The 18,549-nt window shown below is 65.4% G+C and carries 13 protein-coding genes; 10 read left to right on the plus strand and 3 right to left on the minus strand.

Annotated elements, in window-relative coordinates; genetic code table 11:
- Positions 1 to 246 precede the first annotated feature (246 nt).
- The 8 genes from ACO6VM_RS00260 (at position 247) to ACO6VM_RS00295 (ending at position 13,345) form a co-directional block, all read left to right on the plus strand.
- Positions 247 to 1,527: a serine/threonine transporter gene (locus ACO6VM_RS00260; RefSeq protein WP_258641718.1), complete on the plus strand. Its 1,281-nt coding sequence runs from the start codon at positions 247 to 249 to the stop codon at positions 1,525 to 1,527.
- Between the two features lie 170 nt (positions 1,528 to 1,697).
- A complete protein-coding gene (tpx, locus tag ACO6VM_RS00265) occupies positions 1,698 to 2,198 on the plus strand; it encodes a thiol peroxidase (RefSeq protein ID WP_125464238.1) in 501 nt (166 codons plus the stop codon).
- A 306-nt stretch (positions 2,199 to 2,504) separates the two neighbouring features.
- A complete protein-coding gene (locus tag ACO6VM_RS00270; RefSeq protein ID WP_401060012.1) occupies positions 2,505 to 3,797 on the plus strand; it encodes an MdtA/MuxA family multidrug efflux RND transporter periplasmic adaptor subunit in 1,293 nt (430 codons plus the stop codon).
- Positions 3,794 to 6,892 carry an MdtB/MuxB family multidrug efflux RND transporter permease subunit gene (locus tag ACO6VM_RS00275; RefSeq protein WP_401060014.1) on the plus strand — a complete coding sequence of 1,033 codons (3,099 nt, stop codon included), beginning with the start codon at positions 3,794 to 3,796 and terminating at the stop codon, positions 6,890 to 6,892. The genes ACO6VM_RS00270 and ACO6VM_RS00275 overlap by 4 nt, the downstream gene beginning before the upstream one ends.
- Complete coding sequence (locus ACO6VM_RS00280) at positions 6,889 to 9,999, plus strand: efflux RND transporter permease subunit (RefSeq protein WP_401060016.1); 3,111 nt, start codon at positions 6,889 to 6,891, stop codon at positions 9,997 to 9,999. The genes ACO6VM_RS00275 and ACO6VM_RS00280 overlap by 4 nt, the downstream gene beginning before the upstream one ends.
- Positions 9,996 to 11,486 carry an efflux transporter outer membrane subunit gene (locus ACO6VM_RS00285; protein ID WP_422402526.1) on the plus strand — a complete coding sequence of 497 codons (1,491 nt, stop codon included), beginning with the start codon at positions 9,996 to 9,998 and terminating at the stop codon, positions 11,484 to 11,486. Before ACO6VM_RS00280 ends, ACO6VM_RS00285 begins: the two co-directional genes overlap by 4 nt.
- 244 nt (positions 11,487 to 11,730) lie before the next feature.
- Positions 11,731 to 12,537, plus strand: a complete 807-nt coding sequence (locus ACO6VM_RS00290) for a substrate-binding periplasmic protein (RefSeq protein ID WP_401060019.1) — start codon at positions 11,731 to 11,733, stop codon at positions 12,535 to 12,537.
- A gap of 124 nt (positions 12,538 to 12,661) precedes the next feature.
- A complete protein-coding gene (locus ACO6VM_RS00295) occupies positions 12,662 to 13,345 on the plus strand; it encodes an alpha/beta hydrolase (protein ID WP_401060021.1) in 684 nt (227 codons plus the stop codon).
- A 4-nt stretch (positions 13,346 to 13,349) separates the two neighbouring features.
- Here the strand turns inward: ACO6VM_RS00295 and ACO6VM_RS00300 are convergent, their stop codons facing one another.
- Positions 13,350 to 13,637, minus strand: coding sequence for a hypothetical protein (locus ACO6VM_RS00300; RefSeq protein ID WP_401060023.1), 288 nt, complete (start codon positions 13,635 to 13,637; stop codon positions 13,350 to 13,352).
- A gap of 324 nt (positions 13,638 to 13,961) precedes the next feature.
- On the opposite strand from ACO6VM_RS00300, the gene ACO6VM_RS00305 reads away from it, so the two are divergent.
- Entirely contained in the window at positions 13,962 to 16,040 is a 2,079-nt protein-coding gene (locus ACO6VM_RS00305) for a putative bifunctional diguanylate cyclase/phosphodiesterase (protein WP_390970907.1), read from the plus strand.
- Here ACO6VM_RS00305 and ACO6VM_RS00310 read toward each other — a convergent pair.
- Positions 16,037 to 16,300 carry a DUF1652 domain-containing protein gene (locus ACO6VM_RS00310; protein WP_110994451.1) on the minus strand — a complete coding sequence of 88 codons (264 nt, stop codon included), beginning with the start codon at positions 16,298 to 16,300 and terminating at the stop codon, positions 16,037 to 16,039. The two genes, ACO6VM_RS00305 and ACO6VM_RS00310, sit on opposite strands and share 4 nt — an antisense overlap.
- A 298-nt stretch (positions 16,301 to 16,598) precedes the next feature.
- Between ACO6VM_RS00310 and ACO6VM_RS00315 the strand changes: the two genes are divergently transcribed.
- Positions 16,599 to 17,828, plus strand: a complete 1,230-nt coding sequence (locus tag ACO6VM_RS00315) for a pyridoxal phosphate-dependent aminotransferase (protein ID WP_422402527.1) — start codon at positions 16,599 to 16,601, stop codon at positions 17,826 to 17,828.
- Here the strand turns inward: ACO6VM_RS00315 and ACO6VM_RS00320 are convergent.
- Positions 17,754 to 18,401, minus strand: coding sequence for a DUF1345 domain-containing protein (locus ACO6VM_RS00320; protein WP_401060027.1), 648 nt, complete (start codon positions 18,399 to 18,401; stop codon positions 17,754 to 17,756). The two genes, ACO6VM_RS00315 and ACO6VM_RS00320, sit on opposite strands and share 75 nt — an antisense overlap.
- Positions 18,402 to 18,549 lie beyond the last annotated feature (148 nt).

Genomic DNA, 18,549 nt, shown 5'->3' on the forward strand with positions numbered 1-18,549 from the left:
CTCCGCGCCCCCCCCCCCCCCCTCCTTTTTTTCTTGGTCCCCCCCCCCCCCCCCCCCCCGCGATGCTTTCACCCTCGTAAAACCGGGTCTCTTGTACAGACAAGTGCAACCGTCCCTCGGACGGGGCTTCCCCAAGTGCAACCTTTGCATGCACAATCGCGCCCCTCTTCCCCGGTTGAGTTGGGCGAAACGTCTATTTCGCCATTCTCAGCCTGTTGCAGTCTTGCGAGTGGAGCTTCACCCGGAATGAATGAGCAGGCCCCAAGCGTTGAACAACGCTTTGCAGAATCGACCCCCGCCACCCTTGGCAGCTGGTCGCGTCACGACACCACCTGGATGCTGGGCCTGTTCGGCACAGCCATCGGCGCCGGAACCCTGTTCTTGCCGATCAACGCCGGCCTCGGCGGCTTCTGGCCGCTGCTGATCCTCGCGGCGCTGGCGTTCCCCATGACTTACTTCGCCCACCGCGGCCTGACCCGTTTCGTGCTGTCCGGGCGTAGCGGCGGCGACATCACCCAGGTCGTGGAAGAGCACTTCGGCATCAAGGCCGGTGCGCTGATCACCGTGCTGTACTTCTTCGCCATCTTCCCGATCCTGCTGATCTATAGCGTGGCCCTGACCAACACCGTCAGCAGCTTCATGGAGCACCAGCTGCACATCGCGCCGCCGCCGCGGGCGATCCTGTCGTTCGTGCTGATCCTCGGCCTGCTGGCGATCGTGCGTTGCGGTGAACAGGCCACGGTCAAGGTCATGAGCCTGCTGGTCTACCCGTTCATCGTCGCCCTGGCGCTGCTGGCCCTGTACCTGGTGCCGCACTGGACCGGCGGCATCCTCGACACCGCCTCGCAAGTGCCGTCGGGCTCTGCCTTCCTGCACACCGTGTGGCTGGCCATTCCGGTGATGGTGTTCTCGTTCAACCACTCGCCGATCATCTCGGCCTTCGCCGTCGACCAGAAGCGCCGCTACGGTGACCATGCCGACGAGCGCAGCGGCCAGATCCTGCGCCGCGCCCACCTGCTGATGGTGCTGATGGTGCTGTTCTTCGTGTTCAGCTGCGTGCTGACCCTGAGCAGCGCCCAGCTGGCCGAAGCCAAGGCGCAGAACCTGTCGATCCTGTCGTACCTGGCCAACCACTTCGACCAGCCGACCATCGCCTTTGCCGCGCCGCTGATCGCGTTCATCGCCATCGCCAAGTCGTTCCTGGGCCACTACATCGGTGCCAGCGAAGGCCTCAAGGGCATGATCGTCAAGACCGGCCTGCGCCCGGGCGCCAAGGCCCTGGACCGCATGGTCGCCGCACTGATGCTGGTGGTGTGCTGGATCGTCGCCACCCTTAACCCGAGCATCCTCGGCATGATCGAGTCCCTCGGTGGCCCGATCATCGCCGTGCTGCTGTTCCTGATGCCGATGTACGCCATCCGTCGCGTGCCGTCGATGCGCAAGTACAGCGGTGCGCTGTCGAACCTGTTCGTGGTTGTCATCGGCCTGGTGGCTCTGACCTCGGTGGTGTATGGCCTGATGGGCTGATTCACTGCTGAAAAGCACAAGATCCCGGGTCGGTTGTCGCCACCCGGGCTTTTTATTGTCCACAAGAATTGTCTGGCAATAGAACAATTTCATGTTTGCTTATAGGCACTTGCGCAGCTTCATGCTTAACTCGGGGTCTTTTACCAACCCCATACTAAGGATGATTTCCCATGGCTCAAGTGACTCTCAAAGGCGGCCCGGTTCAGGTGAGCGGTAATCTGCCGCAAGTCGGCGCCCAGGCGCCTGCCTTCTCGCTGGTTGCCGGCAACCTGGCTGACACCTCGCTGAAAGACTTCGCCGGCAAGCGCAAGGTGCTGAATATCTTTCCAAGCGTCGACACCCCGACCTGCGCCACCTCGGTGCGCAAGTTCAACGCCCAGGCCAACGACGTGGCCAACACCGTGGTGCTGTGCATCTCCGCCGACCTGCCATTCGCCCAGGCACGCTTCTGCGGCGCCGAAGGCCTGGAGAACGTGAAGAACCTGTCGACCCTGCGTGGCCGCGAGTTCCTGGAAAACTACGGCGTGGCCATCGCCGACGGCCCGCTGGCCGGCCTGGCTGCCCGCGCCGTGGTGGTGCTGGATGAAAACGACAAGGTGCTGCACAGCGAGCTGGTGGGCGAGATCGCCGATGAGCCGAACTACGACGCGGCGCTGGCTGTTCTGAAGTAACACCGCGCGCCCGTTGGGGCGGCGTGGGAGCGGCGGTGCGCCGATGCGACTTGCCCCGCGATGGCGTCTTGTCAGGGTGTGATGTGAGCCTTCAAGGCACAATCGCGGGGCAAGCCCGCTCCCACGACTGGGTTACACCCGGTAACGGCCTGGACAACGTTCCAGGCCGTTTTCATTTAAAGTGCATCCCCTGACCAACGTCAGCCGAAGGTAAAGCACGGGTAAAGCTCCTTTGCTAATCCGATGCCAGTGCTTATCGTTCACGCTCTTCCCGCCGTCTTTCTCTGAACAAGGTTCGTTCGTCCCATGCAAGTGTCCAATTCCCGTTCCCCTCGTCGCTGGCTGTTCGGCCTGCTGATCCTGCTGCTGGTGGCCTTGCTGGCCTGGTGGCTGTGGCCTGCAGCGGCCGTCCACACGGAAGCGACTGGCGGTGGCCGGCCGGGCAAAGGCATGGGCATGGGCGGGCGCCCGGGATTCGGCGCCTCGAGCGACCCGGTGCCGGTGCGCGTGGAGCCTGTACGCGTCGGCGACTTCCCGCTGTACTACAAGGCCCTGGGTACCGTCACCGCGACCAACACCGTCAACGTGCGCAGCCGGGTGGCCGGCGAGCTGGTCAAGATCCACTTCCAGGAAGGCCAGCAGGTCAAGGCCGGCGACCTGCTCGCCGAGATCGACCCGCGCTCGTACCGCATTGCCCTGCAGCAGGCCGAAGGCACCCTGGCGCAGAACCAGGCACAACTGAAGAACGCCCAGGTCGACCTGGCCCGCTATAAAGGCCTGTACGCCGAAGACAGCATCGCCAAGCAGACCCTCGACACCGCCGAAGCCCAGGTGGCGCAGTTCCAGGGGCTGGTCAAGACCAACCAGGCCGCTGTCAACGATGCCCGCCTGAACCTCGATTTCACCCAGATCCGTGCACCGATCAACGGCCGCCTGGGCCTGCGCCAACTGGACCTGGGCAACCTGGTCGCCGCCAACGACACCACCGCGCTGGTGGTGATCACCCAGACCGAGCCGATCAACGTCGCCTTCACCCTGCCGGAAACCGAACTGGACACCGTGCTTGCCCGCTACCGCAGCGGTGCCAGCCTGCCGGTCGAAGCCTGGGACCGTGGCGATCGCAAGCTCCAGGCCAGCGGCGTGCTGGGCAGCCTCGACAACCAGATCGACACCACCACCGGTACCCTGAAGTTCAAGGGCACGTTCCCGAACAAGGACCACGCGCTGTTCCCCAACCAGTTCGTCAACGTGCGCCTGCTGGCCGACACCCTCAAGCAGGTGGTGCTGGCCCCGGCCGCGGCGATCCAGTTCGGCAACGACGGCACCTTCGCCTACGTGGTCAACCAGGACAGCAAGGTCAACATCCGCAAGCTCAAGGTAGGGGCCAGCGATGGCCAGCACAGCGTGATCCTCGAAGGCCTGTCCGCGGGCGATCGCCTGGTGCTGGAAGGCACCGACCGCCTGCGCGAAGGCACCAAGGTCGATGTGGTCGAAGACAGCTCGCAAGTGCCCACCACCCCCGGCCAGCACCTGCAGGGCCAGGACGCCAAGGGCGCGGCACAGACCACCGGTAAATCGAGCTCCAAGGCGGGCGCATGAACCTTTCCCGCCTGTTCATCCTGCGGCCGGTCGCCACCACGCTGAGCATGCTGGCCATCGTCCTGGCCGGCCTGATCGCCTACAAGATGCTGCCGGTGGCGGCCTTGCCCCAGGTCGACTACCCGACCATCCGGGTCATGACCCTGTACCCCGGCGCCAGCCCGCAGGTGATGACCAGTGCCGTCACCGCACCGCTGGAGCGCCAGTTCGGGCAGATGCCGGGCCTGGAGCAGATGGCCTCGACCAGCTCCGGTGGCGCGTCGGTCCTCACGCTGCGCTTCAACCTAGACATGAACATGGACGTTGCCGAGCAACAGGTGCAGGCCGCGATCAACGCCGCCAGTAACCTGCTGCCCAGCGACCTGCCGGCACCGCCGGTGTACAACAAGGTCAACCCGGCCGACACCCCGGTGCTGACCCTGGCGATTTCCTCGAAAACCATGCCGTTGCCCAAGCTCAACGACCTGGTCGACACCCGCGTGGCGCAGAAGATCGCGCAGATCAGCGGCGTGGGCATGGTCAGCATCGCCGGCGGCCAGCGCCAGGCCGTACGGATCAAGGTCAACGTCGATGCCCTGGCCGCCAACGGCCTGAACCTGGATGACGTGCGCACCTTGATCGGCGCTTCCAACGTCAACCAGCCCAAGGGCAACTTCGATGGCCCCACCCGGGTGTCGATGCTCGACGCCAACGACCAGCTGCGTTCGCCCGAGGAATACGCCAACCTCATCCTCAAGTACGCCAACGGTGCGCCGCTGCGCCTCAAGGACGTCGCCGAGATCGTCGATGGCGCCGAAAACGAACGCCTGGCCGCCTGGGCCAACCAGAACGAGGCGGTGCTGCTGAATATCCAGCGCCAGCCCGGTGCCAACGTCATCGAAGTGGTCGACCGGATCAAGGAACTGCTGCCGTCGATCACCGACAACCTGCCCGCCGGCCTCGACGTCATGGTGCTCACCGATCGCACCCAGACCATCCGCGCCGCCGTGCGCGACGTGCAGCACGAGCTGCTGTTCGCCATCGCCCTGGTGGTGATGGTCACGTTCCTGTTCCTGCGCCGGGTCAGCGCGACGATCATTCCGTCCATCGCCGTGCCGCTGTCGCTGATCGGCACCTTCGGGGTGATGTACCTGGCCGGGTTCTCGGTCAACAACCTCACGCTGATGGCCCTGACCATCGCCACCGGTTTCGTGGTGGACGATGCCATCGTCATGCTGGAGAACATCTCCCGGCATATCGAAGAGGGCGAGACACCCTTCCAGGCTGCGCTCAAGGGCGCCAAACAGATCGGCTTCACCCTGATCTCGCTGACGTTTTCCTTGATTGCGGTATTGATCCCCTTGCTGTTCATGGCCGATGTGGTCGGGCGATTGTTCCGCGAGTTCGCCATCACCCTGGCGGTGGCGATCCTGATTTCCCTGGTGGTATCGCTGACCCTGACGCCGATGATGTGCGCGCGCCTGCTCAAGCGCGAGCCCAAGGCAGAAGAGCAGGGCCGCTTCTACCGTGCCAGCGGCGCCTGGATCGACTGGCTGATCAAGCACTACGGCAGCGCCCTGACCTGGGTGCTCAAGCATCAGCCACTGACGCTGCTGGTGGCGGTGGCCACCCTTGCGCTGACCGTGGTGCTGTACCTGGCGGTGCCCAAAGGCTTCTTCCCGGCCCAGGACACCGGCGTGATCCAGGGCATCTCCGAAGCCCCGCAGTCCACCTCGTTTGCCGCCATGAGCGAGCGCCAGCAGGCACTGGCCGGCGTGATCCTCAAGGACCCGGCGGTGCAGAGCCTGTCCTCGTACATCGGCGTGGACGGCGACAACGCCACCCTCAACAGCGGCCGCCTGCTGATCAACCTCAAGCCCCACGGCGAGCGCGACGTCACCGCCAGCCAGGTGATCAACCGCCTGCAGCCACAGCTCGACCGGCTGGTGGGGATCCGCCTGTTCATGCAGCCGGTGCAGGATTTGAGCATCGAGGATCGGGTCAGCCGCACCCAGTACCAGTTCAGCCTCAGTTCGCCCGACGCCGAGCTGCTCGCGCAGTGGAGCGGCAAGCTGGTGCAGGCCCTGCAGCAGCGCCCCGAATTGCAGGACGTGGCCAGCGACCTGCAGGACAAGGGCCTGCAGGTGTACCTGGTGATCGACCGTGACATGGCCAGCCGCCTGGGCATCAGCGTGTCGCAGATTACCAACGCGCTGTATGACGCCTTCGGCCAGCGGCAGATCTCGACCATCTACACCCAGGCCAGCCAGTACCGCGTGGTGCTGCAATCGCAGACCGCTGCCAGCCTTGGCCCGCAGGCCCTGGAGTCGATCCACGTCAAGGCCACCGACGGCGGCCAGGTGCGCCTGTCGGCGCTGGCGCGCATCGAACAGCGCCAGGCCCAGCTGGCCATCTCGCACATCGGCCAGTTCCCGGCGGTGATGATGTCGTTCAACCTCGGCCATGGCGCGTCCCTGGGCGAGGCGGTGCAGGTGATCGAGCAGGTGCAACAGGAGATCGGCATGCCGATCGGCGTGCAGACCCGCTTCCAGGGTGCCGCCGCGGCGTTCCAGGCTTCGCTGTCGAGCACCTTGCTGTTGATCCTGGCCGCGGTGGTGACCATGTACATCGTGCTGGGGGTGCTCTACGAGAGCTATATCCACCCGGTGACCATCCTCTCCACGCTGCCCTCGGCGGCGGTGGGCGCCTTGCTGGCATTGCTGCTCAGCGGCAATGACCTGGGGATGATCGCGATCATCGGCATCATCCTGTTGATCGGCATCGTCAAGAAGAACGCGATCATGATGATCGACTTCGCCCTGGAGGCCGAGCGCCACCAGGGCATGAGCCCGCGCGATGCGATCTACCAGGCGGCGCTACTGCGTTTCCGGCCGATCCTGATGACCACCCTGGCCGCGCTGTTCGGCGCCGTGCCCTTGATGCTCGCCACCGGTTCCGGTGCCGAACTGCGCCAGCCGCTGGGCCTGGTGATGGTCGGCGGGCTGCTGGTGAGCCAGGTGCTGACCCTGTTCACCACCCCGGTCATTTACCTGTACTTCGACCGCCTGGCCCGCCGTTGGCGCCCAGCGGCTGACGCACAGCAGGCCGACGCATGAACCTGTCCGGTCCTTTCATCCGCCGGCCGGTGGCGACCATGCTGCTGAGCCTGGCGATCATGCTGCTGGGTGGGGTGAGCTTCGGCCTGTTGCCGGTGTCGCCGCTGCCGCAGATGGACTTCCCGGTGATCGTGGTCCAGGCCAGCTTGCCCGGTGCGAGCCCCGAGGTGATGGCGTCCACCGTGGCCACGCCGCTGGAGCGCAAGCTCGGTGCGATTGCCGGTGTCACCACCCTGACCAGCAGCTCCAACCAGGGCTCGACCCGGGTGATCATCGGCTTCGACCTGGGCCGTGACATCGACGGCGCCGCGCGTGAAGTGCAGGCGGCGATCAACGCCACCCGCAACCTGTTGCCCAGTGGCATGCGCAGCATGCCCACGTACAAGAAGATCAACCCTTCGCAAGCGCCGATCATGGTGCTGTCGCTGACCTCCTCAGTGCTGTCCAAGGGGCAGTTGTACGACCTGGCCGACACCATCCTGTCCCAGAGCCTGTCCCAGGTCAGCGGGGTAGGGGAGGTGCAGATCGGCGGCAGTTCGCTGCCCGCCGTGCGCATCGAGCTGGAGCCACAGCTGCTCAACCAGTACAACCTGGCCCTGGACGATGTGCGCACCGCCGTGGCCAACGCCAACCAGCGCCGGCCCATGGGTTTTGTCGAGGACCAGGAACGCAACTGGCAGGTGCGCGCCAACGATCAGTTGGAGAAAGCCGAAGACTACAAGCCGATCGTGATCCGCCAGCAGAACGGCGCGATCCTGCGCCTGTCCGACGTGGCCAAGGTCACCGATGGCGTGGAGAACCGCTACAACAGCGGCTTCTTCAACGACGAAAGCGCGGTGCTGCTGGTGGTCAACCGCCAGTCCGGCGCCAACATCATCCAGACCGTCGAGCAGATCAAGGCCGAGCTGCCGGCCCTGCAATCGCTGCTGCCGGCCAGCGTCAAGCTGGACGTGGCCATGGACCGCTCGCCGGTGATCAAGGCCACCCTCAAGGAGGCCGAGCACACCCTGCTGATCGCCGTGGCGCTGGTGATACTGGTGGTGTACCTGTTCCTCGGCAACTTCCGCGCCTCGCTGATTCCAAGCTTGGCCGTGCCCGTGTCGCTGGTGGGCACCTTTGCGGTGATGTACCTGTGCGGCTTCTCGCTGAACAACCTGTCGCTGATGGCGCTGATCCTGGCCACCGGCCTGGTGGTAGACGATGCCATCGTGGTGCTGGAGAACATCTCCCGGCATATCGAGAACGGTGAGAACCCCATGCGCGCCGCCTACAAGGGGGCGCAGGAGGTCGGCTTCACCCTGCTGTCGATGAACGTCTCGCTGGTGGCGGTGTTCGTGTCGATCCTGTTCATGGGCGGCATCGTGCGCGGCTTGTTCAAGGAGTTCTCGATCACCCTGGCGGCAGCGATCATCGTCTCGTTGGTGGTGTCGCTCACGCTTACGCCGATGCTCTGTTCGCGCTGGTTGAAGGTGCATGGTCCGCAGCAGCAGACCCGCCTGCAGCGCTTCAGCGACCGCATCCACCAGCGTATGGTCGCCGGTTACGACCGCAGCCTGGGCTGGGCGCTGCGCCACAAGCGCCTGACGCTGTTCAGCCTGCTGGCTACCATCGCCCTCAACGTCGCCCTGTATGTGGTGGTGCCCAAGACGCTGATGCCGCAGCAGGACACCGGCCAGTTGCAGGGCTTCGTACGTGGCGACGACGGCCTGTCGTTCAGCGTGATGCAGCCGAAGATGGAGATCTACCGCCGGGCGCTGCTCAAGGACCCGGCCGTGGAGAGCGTCGCCGGCTTCATCGGCGGCAACAGCGGCACCAACAACGCCTTCATGCTGGTGCGGCTCAAGCCCATCGCCCAGCGCAAGGAGAACGCGCAAAAGGTCATCGAACGCCTGCGCAAGGAAATGCCCAAGGTGCCCGGCGGCCGCTTGTTCCTGATGGCCGACCAGGACTTGCAACTGGGCGGTGGTGGCCGCGACCAGAGTACTTCGCAGTACCTCTACACCCTGCAGAGTGGTGACCTGGCCGCCTTGCGCGAATGGTTCCCGAAGGTGGCCGCCGAGCTGCGCAAGCTGCCCGAACTGACTGCCATCGATGCCCGCGACGGCGCCGGCACCCAGCAAGTGACCCTGGTGGTGGACCGTGACCAGGCCAAGCGCCTGGGCATCGACATGAACATGGTCACCTCGGTGCTCAACAACGCCTACAGCCAGCGGCAGATCTCGACCATCTACGACAGCCTCAACCAGTACCAGGTTGTGCTGGAGATCAATCCCAAATACGCCTGGGACCCGAGCACCCTGGAGCAGGTGCAGGTGATCACCGCCGACGGTGCCCGCGTGCCGCTGTCCAGCTTTGCCCGTTACGAGAACAGCCTGGCCAACGACCGCGTCAGCCACGAAGGCCAGTTCGCCTCCGAAGACATCTCGTTCGATGTGGCCGAGGGCTACAGCACCGACCAGGCCCTGGCTGCGCTGGAGCGTGCAGTGGCCAGGCTGGGGTTGCCGGAATCGGTGATCGCCAAGTTGGGCGGTACTGGCGATGCCTTCACCAAGACCACCGAAGGCCAGCCGCTGATGATCCTCGGCGCCCTGGTGCTGGTGTACCTGGTGCTGGGCATTCTCTACGAGAGCTACATCCACCCGCTGACCATTCTGTCCACGCTGCCTTCGGCCGGCGTCGGCGGGTTGCTCGCGCTGTACCTGACCGGCGGCGAGTTCAGCCTGATCTCGCTGCTGGGGCTGTTCCTGCTGATCGGCGTGGTGAAGAAGAACGCCATCCTGATGATCGACCTGGCCCTGCAACTGGAGCGCAACGACGGCCTGTCGCCGGAAGAGTCGATCCGCCGTGCCTGCTTGCTGCGCCTTAGGCCGATCCTGATGACCACCCTTGCCGCCATCCTCGGCGCGCTGCCGCTGTTGCTCAGCCAGGCCGAAGGCGCCGAAATGCGCCAGCCGCTGGGCCTGACCATCATCGGCGGCCTGGTCTTCAGCCAGATGCTCACCCTGTACACGACGCCTGTGGTCTACCTCTACCTCGACCGCCTGCGCCACCGTTTCAACCGTTGGCGCGGCGTGCGCACCGACGCTGCCCTGGATACTCCGCTATGAACTTTGCCCATACCCGCCTGCACCGTGCCCTCATGCGCCTGACCCAGGGGCGCGGCTCGCGCCTGGTTGGCGCCGGGCTGTGCGTGGCGATGCTCAGCGCCTGTACCCTGAGCCCCGACTACCATCGCCCTGAGTTGAGCACCCCGGCGCAGTTCAAGCAGGCCGAAGGCTGGACCCAGGCCAAGCCGTCCGACGCCATCGCCCGCGGCGCCTGGTGGGAGATCTACGGCGACGCGCAGCTCAATACGCTGGTCGAGGAACTCAACCGCAGCAACCAGACCGTTGCGCAATCCGCGGCCCAATATCGCCAGGCCCAGGCCCTGGTGCGCAGCAGCCGCGCGTCGCTGTTCCCCTCGCTGGACCTGTCCGTGGGCAAGACCCGCTCGGCCCAGGGCACCGGCAGCTCCAGTTCCAGCCTGTCGAACAACAGCAGCGGTATCCGCGACACCTACAACGCCCAGCTTGGTGTCAGCTGGGAGATCGACCTGTGGGGCAAGTTGCGCGAAACCCTGAATGCCAACGAGGCCAGCGCCCAGGCCAGCCTCGCCGACCTGGCCGCGATCCGCCTCAGCCAGCAGTCGGAGCTGGTGCAGAACTACCTGCAACTGCGGGTGATCGATGCGCAGAAACGCCTGCTCGAAGCGACCGTCGCCGCTTATGCGCGTTCATTGAAGATGAACGAAAACCAGTACCGCGCTGGCGTGGCTGGGCCGGACGCCGTGGCCCAGGCCCGCACCCAGCTCAAGAGCACCCAGGCCGACCTGATCGACCTGGCCTGGCAGCGGGCCCAGTACGAGAACGCCATCGCGGTGCTGATGGGCAAGGCGCCGGCCGACTTTGCCCTGGCAGCGACCGAGGCGATTCCGGCATTGCCCGATATTCCGGTGGCGCTGCCGTCGCAGTTGCTGGAGCGTCGCCCGGACATCGCTTCGGCCGAGCGCAAGGTCATGGCCGCCAACTCGAACATCGGCGTGTCCCGCGCGGCCTACTTCCCCGACCTGTCGCTGAGCATGAGCGGCGGCTATTCCAGCAGCAGCTTCAACAACTGGATCGAGTTGCCCAACCGCTACTGGTCCGTGGGGCCGCAGTTGGCGTTGACGCTGTTTGATGCCGGCAAGCGCAGCGCCGAAGTGGACCGCACCGTGGCCGTCTATGACCAGACCGTGGCCCAGTACCGACAGACCGTGCTGGATGGGTTCAAGGAGGTCGAGAATTTCCTGGTGCAGCTCAAGGTGTACGGCGACGAGGCCGTGGTGCGCCAGGAAGCACTGGATGCGGCGCGCGAGTCGCTGCGCCTGACCGAGAACCAGTACAAGGCCGGCTTGATCGGCTACCTGGATGTGGTGAGCGTGCAGACTACGGCGCTGAGCAATGAGCGCAGTGTACTGTCGCTGCTGCAGGGGCGGTTGTTGGCGAGTGTGCAGTTGATTGCGGCGCTGGGGGGCGGCTGGGATGAGCAGCAGGCGCTGGCGGACCAAGGGGACTGAGCTGATCGGTGAGCCAAGCGTAGCAAAGGGACTCCCATGCTGATGCATGACGAGCGGGCGGTAGTGACTTCGAGAACGAGCGCCGCCAATCCAAATGAGTGCGTGGCGATCTGCCATTTCTGGTGCACACTGTATCGGGCCCGTTTTGACTTACTGCCACTGCAGTTTGGGCACGTTGACCAGGCCGGTGCATGGAGCGCCCCAGGGCCATTTCTGTCAGGCACGCAGGAGCGAGAGGGTCGCGATGAGCGCACAACGTCGGTACCGGTCGGTGTTATGGCTCGCCTTGGCCTTGCTGCCGACCTTCACCCTTGCACATGAGCCGTGCCGGCAACTGACCGCCACCGGCAACCCGGAATACCCACCCTACCTCTGGCGCGATCCACATAACCCCCAGCAACTGATCGGTGCCAATGCCGACCTGCTCAAGCACCTGGCCAGCGAACTCGGGCTGGCGGTGCAGATCCTCTACACCGGCCCTTGGTCGCGGGCCCAGGAAGAGCTGAACACCGGGCGCATCGACCTGATGGCTGGCTACTTTCGTACTCAGGCCCGGGAGCAGTGGGTCGATTTCGTCAGCCCGCCGTTCCTGTTCAACTCCAGCGTGGTCTGGGTTCGCAAGGGCGAAGGCTTTGCCTATAGCGACTGGTCCGACCTGAAGGGGCGGCGCGGTGGCACCTTGGTCAACAACAGCCATGGTCAGGCATTCGACGACTATGCCCGCGCGCAACTCAGCCTCGAAGCGGTGCCCAGCGCCACCCAGGCCTTCGAGAAGCTGCTGCGCAAACGCAATGACTACGTGATTTTCGAACGCTATCCGGGCCTGGCCCTGGCCCGTACCCTGGACCAGGAACAGCAGCTGGAGGTACTGGAGCCGCCGATCTCCAGCGAAGGGCTGTACCTGGCGCTGTCGCACAAGTCCCCCTGCAACACCCCCGAACTGCGTGAGCAACTGGCGCTCAAGCTCAAAGCGCTGGTCGCAGGGCCGCTTCCAGAGCAACTGATGACCGAGAACCTGGAACGCTGGAAACGTCAGCAAGCAGGGGAGTGAAGCAGCGCTTTGGTCATGAGCAGGGCTGGCGCCTGCCACCTTTCATCTAAAGCGTGGCTGGCGGTCACCTATGCTGTTTCAGCGACCTCCAAGTCCCTTGATCACCCAGCGAAGAGGCAAGCCCATGAGCACCAGGCCTACAGTTGTTCTCGTCCACGGTTTCTGGGGCGGCGCCGCCCATTGGGGCAGGGTGATCATCGAACTGTCACGCAGAGGGATCAGTGAGGTCCGGGCAGTGGAGCTGCCGTTGACTTCCCTGGCCGACGACGCCGAGCGCACGCGCAAGATGGTCGCGCAGGTACAGGGGCCGGTGCTGCTGGTGGGGCATTCCTACGGCGGCGCGGTGATTACCGAGGCGGGTAATGCGCAGAACGTGATGGGGTTGGTCTATATCGCCGCCTTCGCACCCGATGCCGGGGAGAGCCCCGGCGGCCTGACGCAACAGCACCTGCCGGTGGCGGCGCCGAACCTTGAGCCGGACAGCGACGGCTACCTGTGGATCAAGGCCGACAAGTTCCACGAAAGCTTCTGCCAGGACCTGTCGGCTGACGATGCACTGGTGATGGCGGTGACGCAGAAGGCGCCGCTGGCCAGTACCTTTGGCGACAACGTCAGCGACCCGGCGTGGCGGCACAAGCCCTCGTGGTACCAGATCTCCAGCCAGGACCACATGATCGCACCGGCCAACCAGCAGATGATGTCGGAGCGGATGAAGCCCCGCAAGGTCATCACCCTGGACGCCAGCCATGCCTCGCTGGCGTCCCACGCACGGGAGGTTGCGGCACTGATCGAGGAAGCGCTCGGTTAGCCGTTCAGCTCTTGCACTTGGCCAGCACTACCTGGCAGGTCTTGGGTGCACCGCCCGAGCGGCCGGCATAGCGCATGCAGCTGTCGAGCGACTTGCGGCTGGCCGTGGCCAGGGTCGGGCCGAACGCCAGGCCGCCTTCGCCGCTGCTGGGCATGGCCTTGGCGTAACAGTTGGAGCCTTGGGCGGCATAGCGGGTACTGGCATGTTTGCTCGAGCAGCCGGCTGTGAGCGCCAGGCTCAGGGCGAGCAGGGGGAGGGCGAGCAAGGGCATGTGCCCGGACCTGGTGGCCATCGTGAGCTCCTGAAACAGTGGTGAAAGGTTGTGGCGGCTTGTACAGACTAGCTGGAGTCGCTTCGCTTGGCGCGTGAGGGTGCCCGACCAACGCCGCCAAGTGCAAGCCCGGCAATGGCGGATGGCTTTGGCAGTGGTGCAACAGACGACAAGTGGCAATCTGCCGGTATCTGCTATTGCAAAGGCTCTAACGCAGCTATTACGCCGCTTTCAGCTAATCATTGGATCCATTCTCGTTGGCGAAAACCCCGTGCGTTTCGTCAAAGCTTGAGTACAATCATCGGCTTTTCCGGGCCCCCCTTCGCCCTGCTCCTGGAAGTGCAAATGCTGATCGGTAGTTACTCCTCCTCGCTGGTGTTGATCTCGCTGTGCGTGGCCATTCTTGCCTCTTATACGGCCCTCGACCTGACCGGGCGCATCGCCACGGCCAAAGGGCGCGCCGTGCATCTGTGGATGGGGGGCGGGGCACTGGCCATGGGCATTGGCATCTGGTCGATGCACTTCATCGGCATGCTTGCCTTCAGCCTGCCGATCAGCCTGGGTTATGACACCACGCTGACGGCGCTGTCCCTGCTGATCGCGGTGCTGTCGTCGGGCTTTGCCCTGTGGCTGGTGAGCCAGCCGAAGCTGCCGTGGCTGCAGCTGGGCTTCGGGGCGCTGATCATGGGCACCGGCATCGCCTGCATGCACTACATGGGCATGGCCGCGTTGCGCATGCAGCCTGGGATCGACTATGACCCGACCCTGTTCGGCGCCTCCCTGGCCATAGCGGTAGGCGCATCGGCTGCGGCACTGTGGATCGCCTTCCGCCTGCGCCAGCACACCCCGTATGTACGGCAGGTGCGTGGCGTGGCGGCGGTGGTGATGGGTATCGCCATCGTTGGCATGCACTACACCGGCATGGCGGCGGCGAACTTCCCCGAGGGCAGCTTCTGCGGCGCGCTGGCCGATGGCCTGGCGGGCGATGGCCTCGATTACCTGGTGCTGATCACCACCCTGGCGGTGCTGGCCGTGGCACTGCTCACCTCGGTGCTGGATGCGCGCCTGGAAGCGCGCACGGCGGAGCTGGCGCGTTCGCTGACGCTGGCCAACCAGGAGCTGACCCAACTGGCCCTGCATGACACCCTCACCGGGCTGCCCAACCGCACACTGCTGGCCGACCGCATCGAGCAGGCCATGGGCCGGGTGGCAGAGCAGGGCGGCTGCTTCGCCCTGATGTTCATCGACCTGGACGGTTTCAAGCCGGTCAACGATGCCTTTGGCCACCATATCGGCGACCTGCTGCTCAAGGCGGTGGCGGCGCGCTTGCGCGGCCACCTGCACAGCCAGGACACCCTGGCGCGTATCGGCGGTGACGAGTTCGTGCTGCTGGTCGAGCTTGGCGAGCCGGACGATGCCGTGAACGTCGCGGCCAAGCAGGTCAACCTGATGGCCAAGCCGTTCCGGGTGGCCGAGCATGACCTGATGCTGTCGGCCAGCCTGGGCATCGTGCTCTACCCGGGCAACGGCCTGGATCAGCATGAGCTGCTGCGCAACGCGGACGCTGCGATGTACCACGCCAAGAGTGCCGGCAAGAACGGCTACAGCTTCTTCGACGCGTCGATGAACAGTAACGCACGCCAGCAGCTGCAATTGCTGCAGGACCTGCGCACGGCGCTGGAGCATGGCCAGTTCCGCCTGCATTACCAGCCCAAATTCGACGCCGTCGCGCGCCAACCCATCGGCGCCGAGGCACTGCTGCGCTGGGAGCATCCGCAACATGGCCTGATGCTGCCGGACCGCTTCATCGGCCTTGCCGAAAAGACCGGGCTGATCATCCCCATCGGCGAGTGGGTGCTGGGCGAGGCTTGCCGGCAGATGCGCCAATGGCTGGGTGAGGGGCGGGAGGACTGGCGTATCGCGGTCAACCTGTCGGCGATCCAGTTCTGCCATGCCGGGCTGGTCGACAGCGTCGCCCAGGCCCTCGCCGATAACGGCCTGCCGGCCAACCGGCTGACCCTGGAGATCACCGAAACCACCGCCATGCGTGACGCCGATGCCAGCCTGATGGTGCTGCAGCGCCTGTCGGACATGGGCGTGGACCTGTCCATCGATGACTTCGGCACCGGCTATTCCAGCCTGATGTACCTCAAGCGCCTGCCGGCCAACGAACTGAAGATCGACCGAGGTTTCGTCCGCGACCTGGAGCAGGACAGCGATGACGCGGCGATCGTCTCGGCCATCGTTGCGCTGGGCCAGGCACTGGGGCTGCGGATCGTTGCCGAGGGGGTGGAGACGGACCGTCAGCAGGATTTCCTGACCCGGTTGGGCTGTGACTCGCTGCAGGGTTACCTGCTCGGCCAGCCGGTACCGCCCGAGCAGTTCTTGAACCGGCTGGACGCGCGGCGTGAGACGGTAGGCTAGACCGCGTCGCGTAGAGGATTGAAGCGCAGGTCGAAGGTCTCCATCTCGGCCTCTACCGCTTCGATGATGCGCTCGACATCGGTGGCGGCCATGATTGCCGCGCAGGGGATGCCGGCGATGGCCAGCAGGGTTTCACCGCTGGCGCGGTCGAAAAGACGGGCGACCATGCTGCGTGGCGCATCCATGCTGGCTTCGAAACCCAGAGGATGGAAATGCCAGCGCATCACCTGGCAGGCGTTGGGGAACGTCATCTTGTTCATGCCAGCCTCCTTGTTCGTTGCTGAACGGGGTGATGTCGACGTTAGAAGTCAGACGAGCCTTACCTGGCCGTCGGAATCTAACCATAGCAGTCGCCACGGCAACGTTCCGCGCAAAACATGACAAATGTGTTAATGCATGACCGCCGTCACAGTGGCCTGTTGACGACCGGCTGGCGGCCGCCTGCCCGGGCAAACGTTTTCCCGCGGGGGCGGGGGCTGACGCCAGTGCTTGCTCTGCTATGTTTACCGACAGCGCGTTTCGGACCAGCGGCGCTGCCGGGCAGACAGGGAGACAGTCATGCGTTACGCCACGCTCACCCAACGTATCGCCGGCGACGCGACTGCCGCCTGGGACATCCACTACCAGGCCCAGGCCCTGCGCAAGCAAGGCCGTGAGGTATTTCTGCTGTCGGTGGGCGACCCGGATTTCGATACCCCCGCAGCGGTGGTTGAAGCCGCCGTGAGCAGCCTGCGCCGGGGCGACACCCATTACAGCGATGTGCGCGGCAGCCAGGCCCTGCGCGAGGCGATCGTGCGCCAGCGCCGGCTGGCGCTGCACCCGGACCAGGTGGTGGTCACCGCTGGCGCCCAATGCGCTTTGTACGCCACCTTCCAGTGCCTGTTCGAGGCCGGTGACGAAGTGATCGTCGCCGAGCCCATGTACGTCACTTATCACGGCGTGCTCGGTGCTTGCGGGGCGCAGGCGGTGCAGGTGGCCGTGCGGCCGGAGCAGGGCTTTCGCCTCGACCCCGAAGCGGTGGCCCGAGCCATCACTCCGCGCACCCGCGGGCTGCTGCTCAACAGCCCGCACAACCCCACCGGTGCGGTGATCCCCCCGGCAGACCTGCGCCGCCTGGCGCAACTGTGCCGCAAGCATGACCTGTGGCTGGTGTGCGACGAGGTCTACCGGGGCCTGCTGTATGAAGGCGAGGCGCCCAGCCCGCTGGGCCTGCCGGGCATGGCCGAGCGCTGCGTGGTGATCGACAGCCTGTCCAAGACCCATGCCATGAGTGGCTGGCGGATTGGCTGGGTGATCGGGCCGCTGGCGCTGGCTGAGCACCTGACCAACCTGGCGATGGCGATGCTGTTCGGCCTGCCGGAGTTCGTCATGCAGGCCGCCTGCGTGGCGCTGCAGCAGCAACTGCCCGAAGTGGCGTGCATGCGCGAGGCTTACCGCCAGCGGCGCGATCGGGTGTGCGCGGTGCTCGAAGGCTGCCCGGGCGTGCAGGCCCACCGGCCGGCCGGGGGCATGTTCGTGATGCTGGACATTCGCGCCACCGGGCTCAGCGCCCAGGCCTTCGCCCAGCGCCTGCTCGACGAGCAAGGTGTGGCGCTGCTGCCGGGGGATGCCTTCGGGCCGAGCGCTGCCGGGCATGTACGCCTGGGCCTGGTGCTGGAAGCCGAGGTGCTGGAGCAGGTATGCCGGCGGATCGCCGCCTGTGCGCGGCGCCTGCTAGCCGAGCAGGCCAGCGGCGATGTTGATGGTGAAACCGAGGATCGCCGTGTTGAACACGAAGCCTACCAGTGAGTGGGCCAGCACCACCCGGCGCATGGCGCGCCCGCCGACCCCCACGTCCGAGGTCTGCACGGCGACGCTGATGGTGAACGAGAAATAGTGGAAGTCCCAGTAGTCCGGGTTGCGCTCGCCATCGGCGAAGCGCAGCGGTGGTTCGTGGCGGTTGCCGGTGTAGAACAGCCGGGCGTAGTGCAGGCTGAAGATGCAGCCGATTATCAGCCACGAGCCGGCGACAGTGAGGCCGGTGTACAGGTAGTGCAGGGCCAGGGCGTTGCCCGCAAGGCCCCGGCTTGAAACCAGTTGCAGGGTCACCGCGGCGAGGCTGGCGATGGCGGCGACGCTCACGGTGATCAGCACCAGGCCGGCGTTTTCGTCCTCGACGCGGGCCACCCTGCGCACCCTGTCGGGCGTGGCCCGCAGGCTGAGCCAGAGGACCATCAGCAGGTACAGCCAGACCCCGAGGTTCCAGCCGGCGAGGATGTGCTGCACGGTGTCGTCGGCCGGGATCAGCCAGGCGCCGGCAAGGCCGGCCAAGGTGGCGAGGGTGAGACGGGGGTGGGTGCGGGTCAGGTGGTGGAAGGCCATGCGGTCTCGTTGTTGGAGAAGGATGCCGTTCAACTGTAGCCCAGTCTGCCGCTCTTCGCGGTGCTTCGGCGCTCCCACAGGGGGCGTATCTCCTGACCTGTACGCTGTACCTGTGGGAGCGGGCTTGCCCGCGAAGGGCTGCGAAGCA

It is taken from the genome of Pseudomonas sp. GZD-209, from assembly GCF_049310485.1.
In the GTDB taxonomy this organism is placed as follows: Bacteria; Pseudomonadota; Gammaproteobacteria; order Pseudomonadales; family Pseudomonadaceae; genus Aquipseudomonas; species Aquipseudomonas sichuanensis.

What these genes read in the sequence shown, in the direction of transcription:
- ACO6VM_RS00260 (WP_258641718.1), top strand. Translation starts at nt 247, where the DNA reads ATGAATGAGCAGGCCCCAAGCGTTGAACAACGCTTTGCAGAATCGACC.
- ACO6VM_RS00285 (WP_422402526.1), top strand. Translation starts at nt 9,996, where the DNA reads ATGAACTTTGCCCATACCCGCCTGCACCGTGCCCTCATGCGCCTGACC.
- ACO6VM_RS00290 (WP_401060019.1), top strand. Translation starts at nt 11,731, where the DNA reads ATGAGCGCACAACGTCGGTACCGGTCGGTGTTATGGCTCGCCTTGGCC.
- tpx (WP_125464238.1), top strand. Translation starts at nt 1,698, where the DNA reads ATGGCTCAAGTGACTCTCAAAGGCGGCCCGGTTCAGGTGAGCGGTAAT.
- ACO6VM_RS00295 (WP_401060021.1), top strand. Translation starts at nt 12,662, where the DNA reads ATGAGCACCAGGCCTACAGTTGTTCTCGTCCACGGTTTCTGGGGCGGC.
- ACO6VM_RS00270 (WP_401060012.1), top strand. Translation starts at nt 2,505, where the DNA reads ATGCAAGTGTCCAATTCCCGTTCCCCTCGTCGCTGGCTGTTCGGCCTG.
- ACO6VM_RS00320 (WP_401060027.1), bottom strand. Translation starts at nt 18,401, where the DNA reads ATGGCCTTCCACCACCTGACCCGCACCCACCCCCGTCTCACCCTCGCC.
- ACO6VM_RS00315 (WP_422402527.1), top strand. Translation starts at nt 16,599, where the DNA reads ATGCGTTACGCCACGCTCACCCAACGTATCGCCGGCGACGCGACTGCC.
- ACO6VM_RS00305 (WP_390970907.1), top strand. Translation starts at nt 13,962, where the DNA reads ATGCTGATCGGTAGTTACTCCTCCTCGCTGGTGTTGATCTCGCTGTGC.
- ACO6VM_RS00275 (WP_401060014.1), top strand. Translation starts at nt 3,794, where the DNA reads ATGAACCTTTCCCGCCTGTTCATCCTGCGGCCGGTCGCCACCACGCTG.
- ACO6VM_RS00280 (WP_401060016.1), top strand. Translation starts at nt 6,889, where the DNA reads ATGAACCTGTCCGGTCCTTTCATCCGCCGGCCGGTGGCGACCATGCTG.
- ACO6VM_RS00300 (WP_401060023.1), bottom strand. Translation starts at nt 13,637, where the DNA reads ATGGCCACCAGGTCCGGGCACATGCCCTTGCTCGCCCTCCCCCTGCTC.
- ACO6VM_RS00310 (WP_110994451.1), bottom strand. Translation starts at nt 16,300, where the DNA reads ATGAACAAGATGACGTTCCCCAACGCCTGCCAGGTGATGCGCTGGCAT.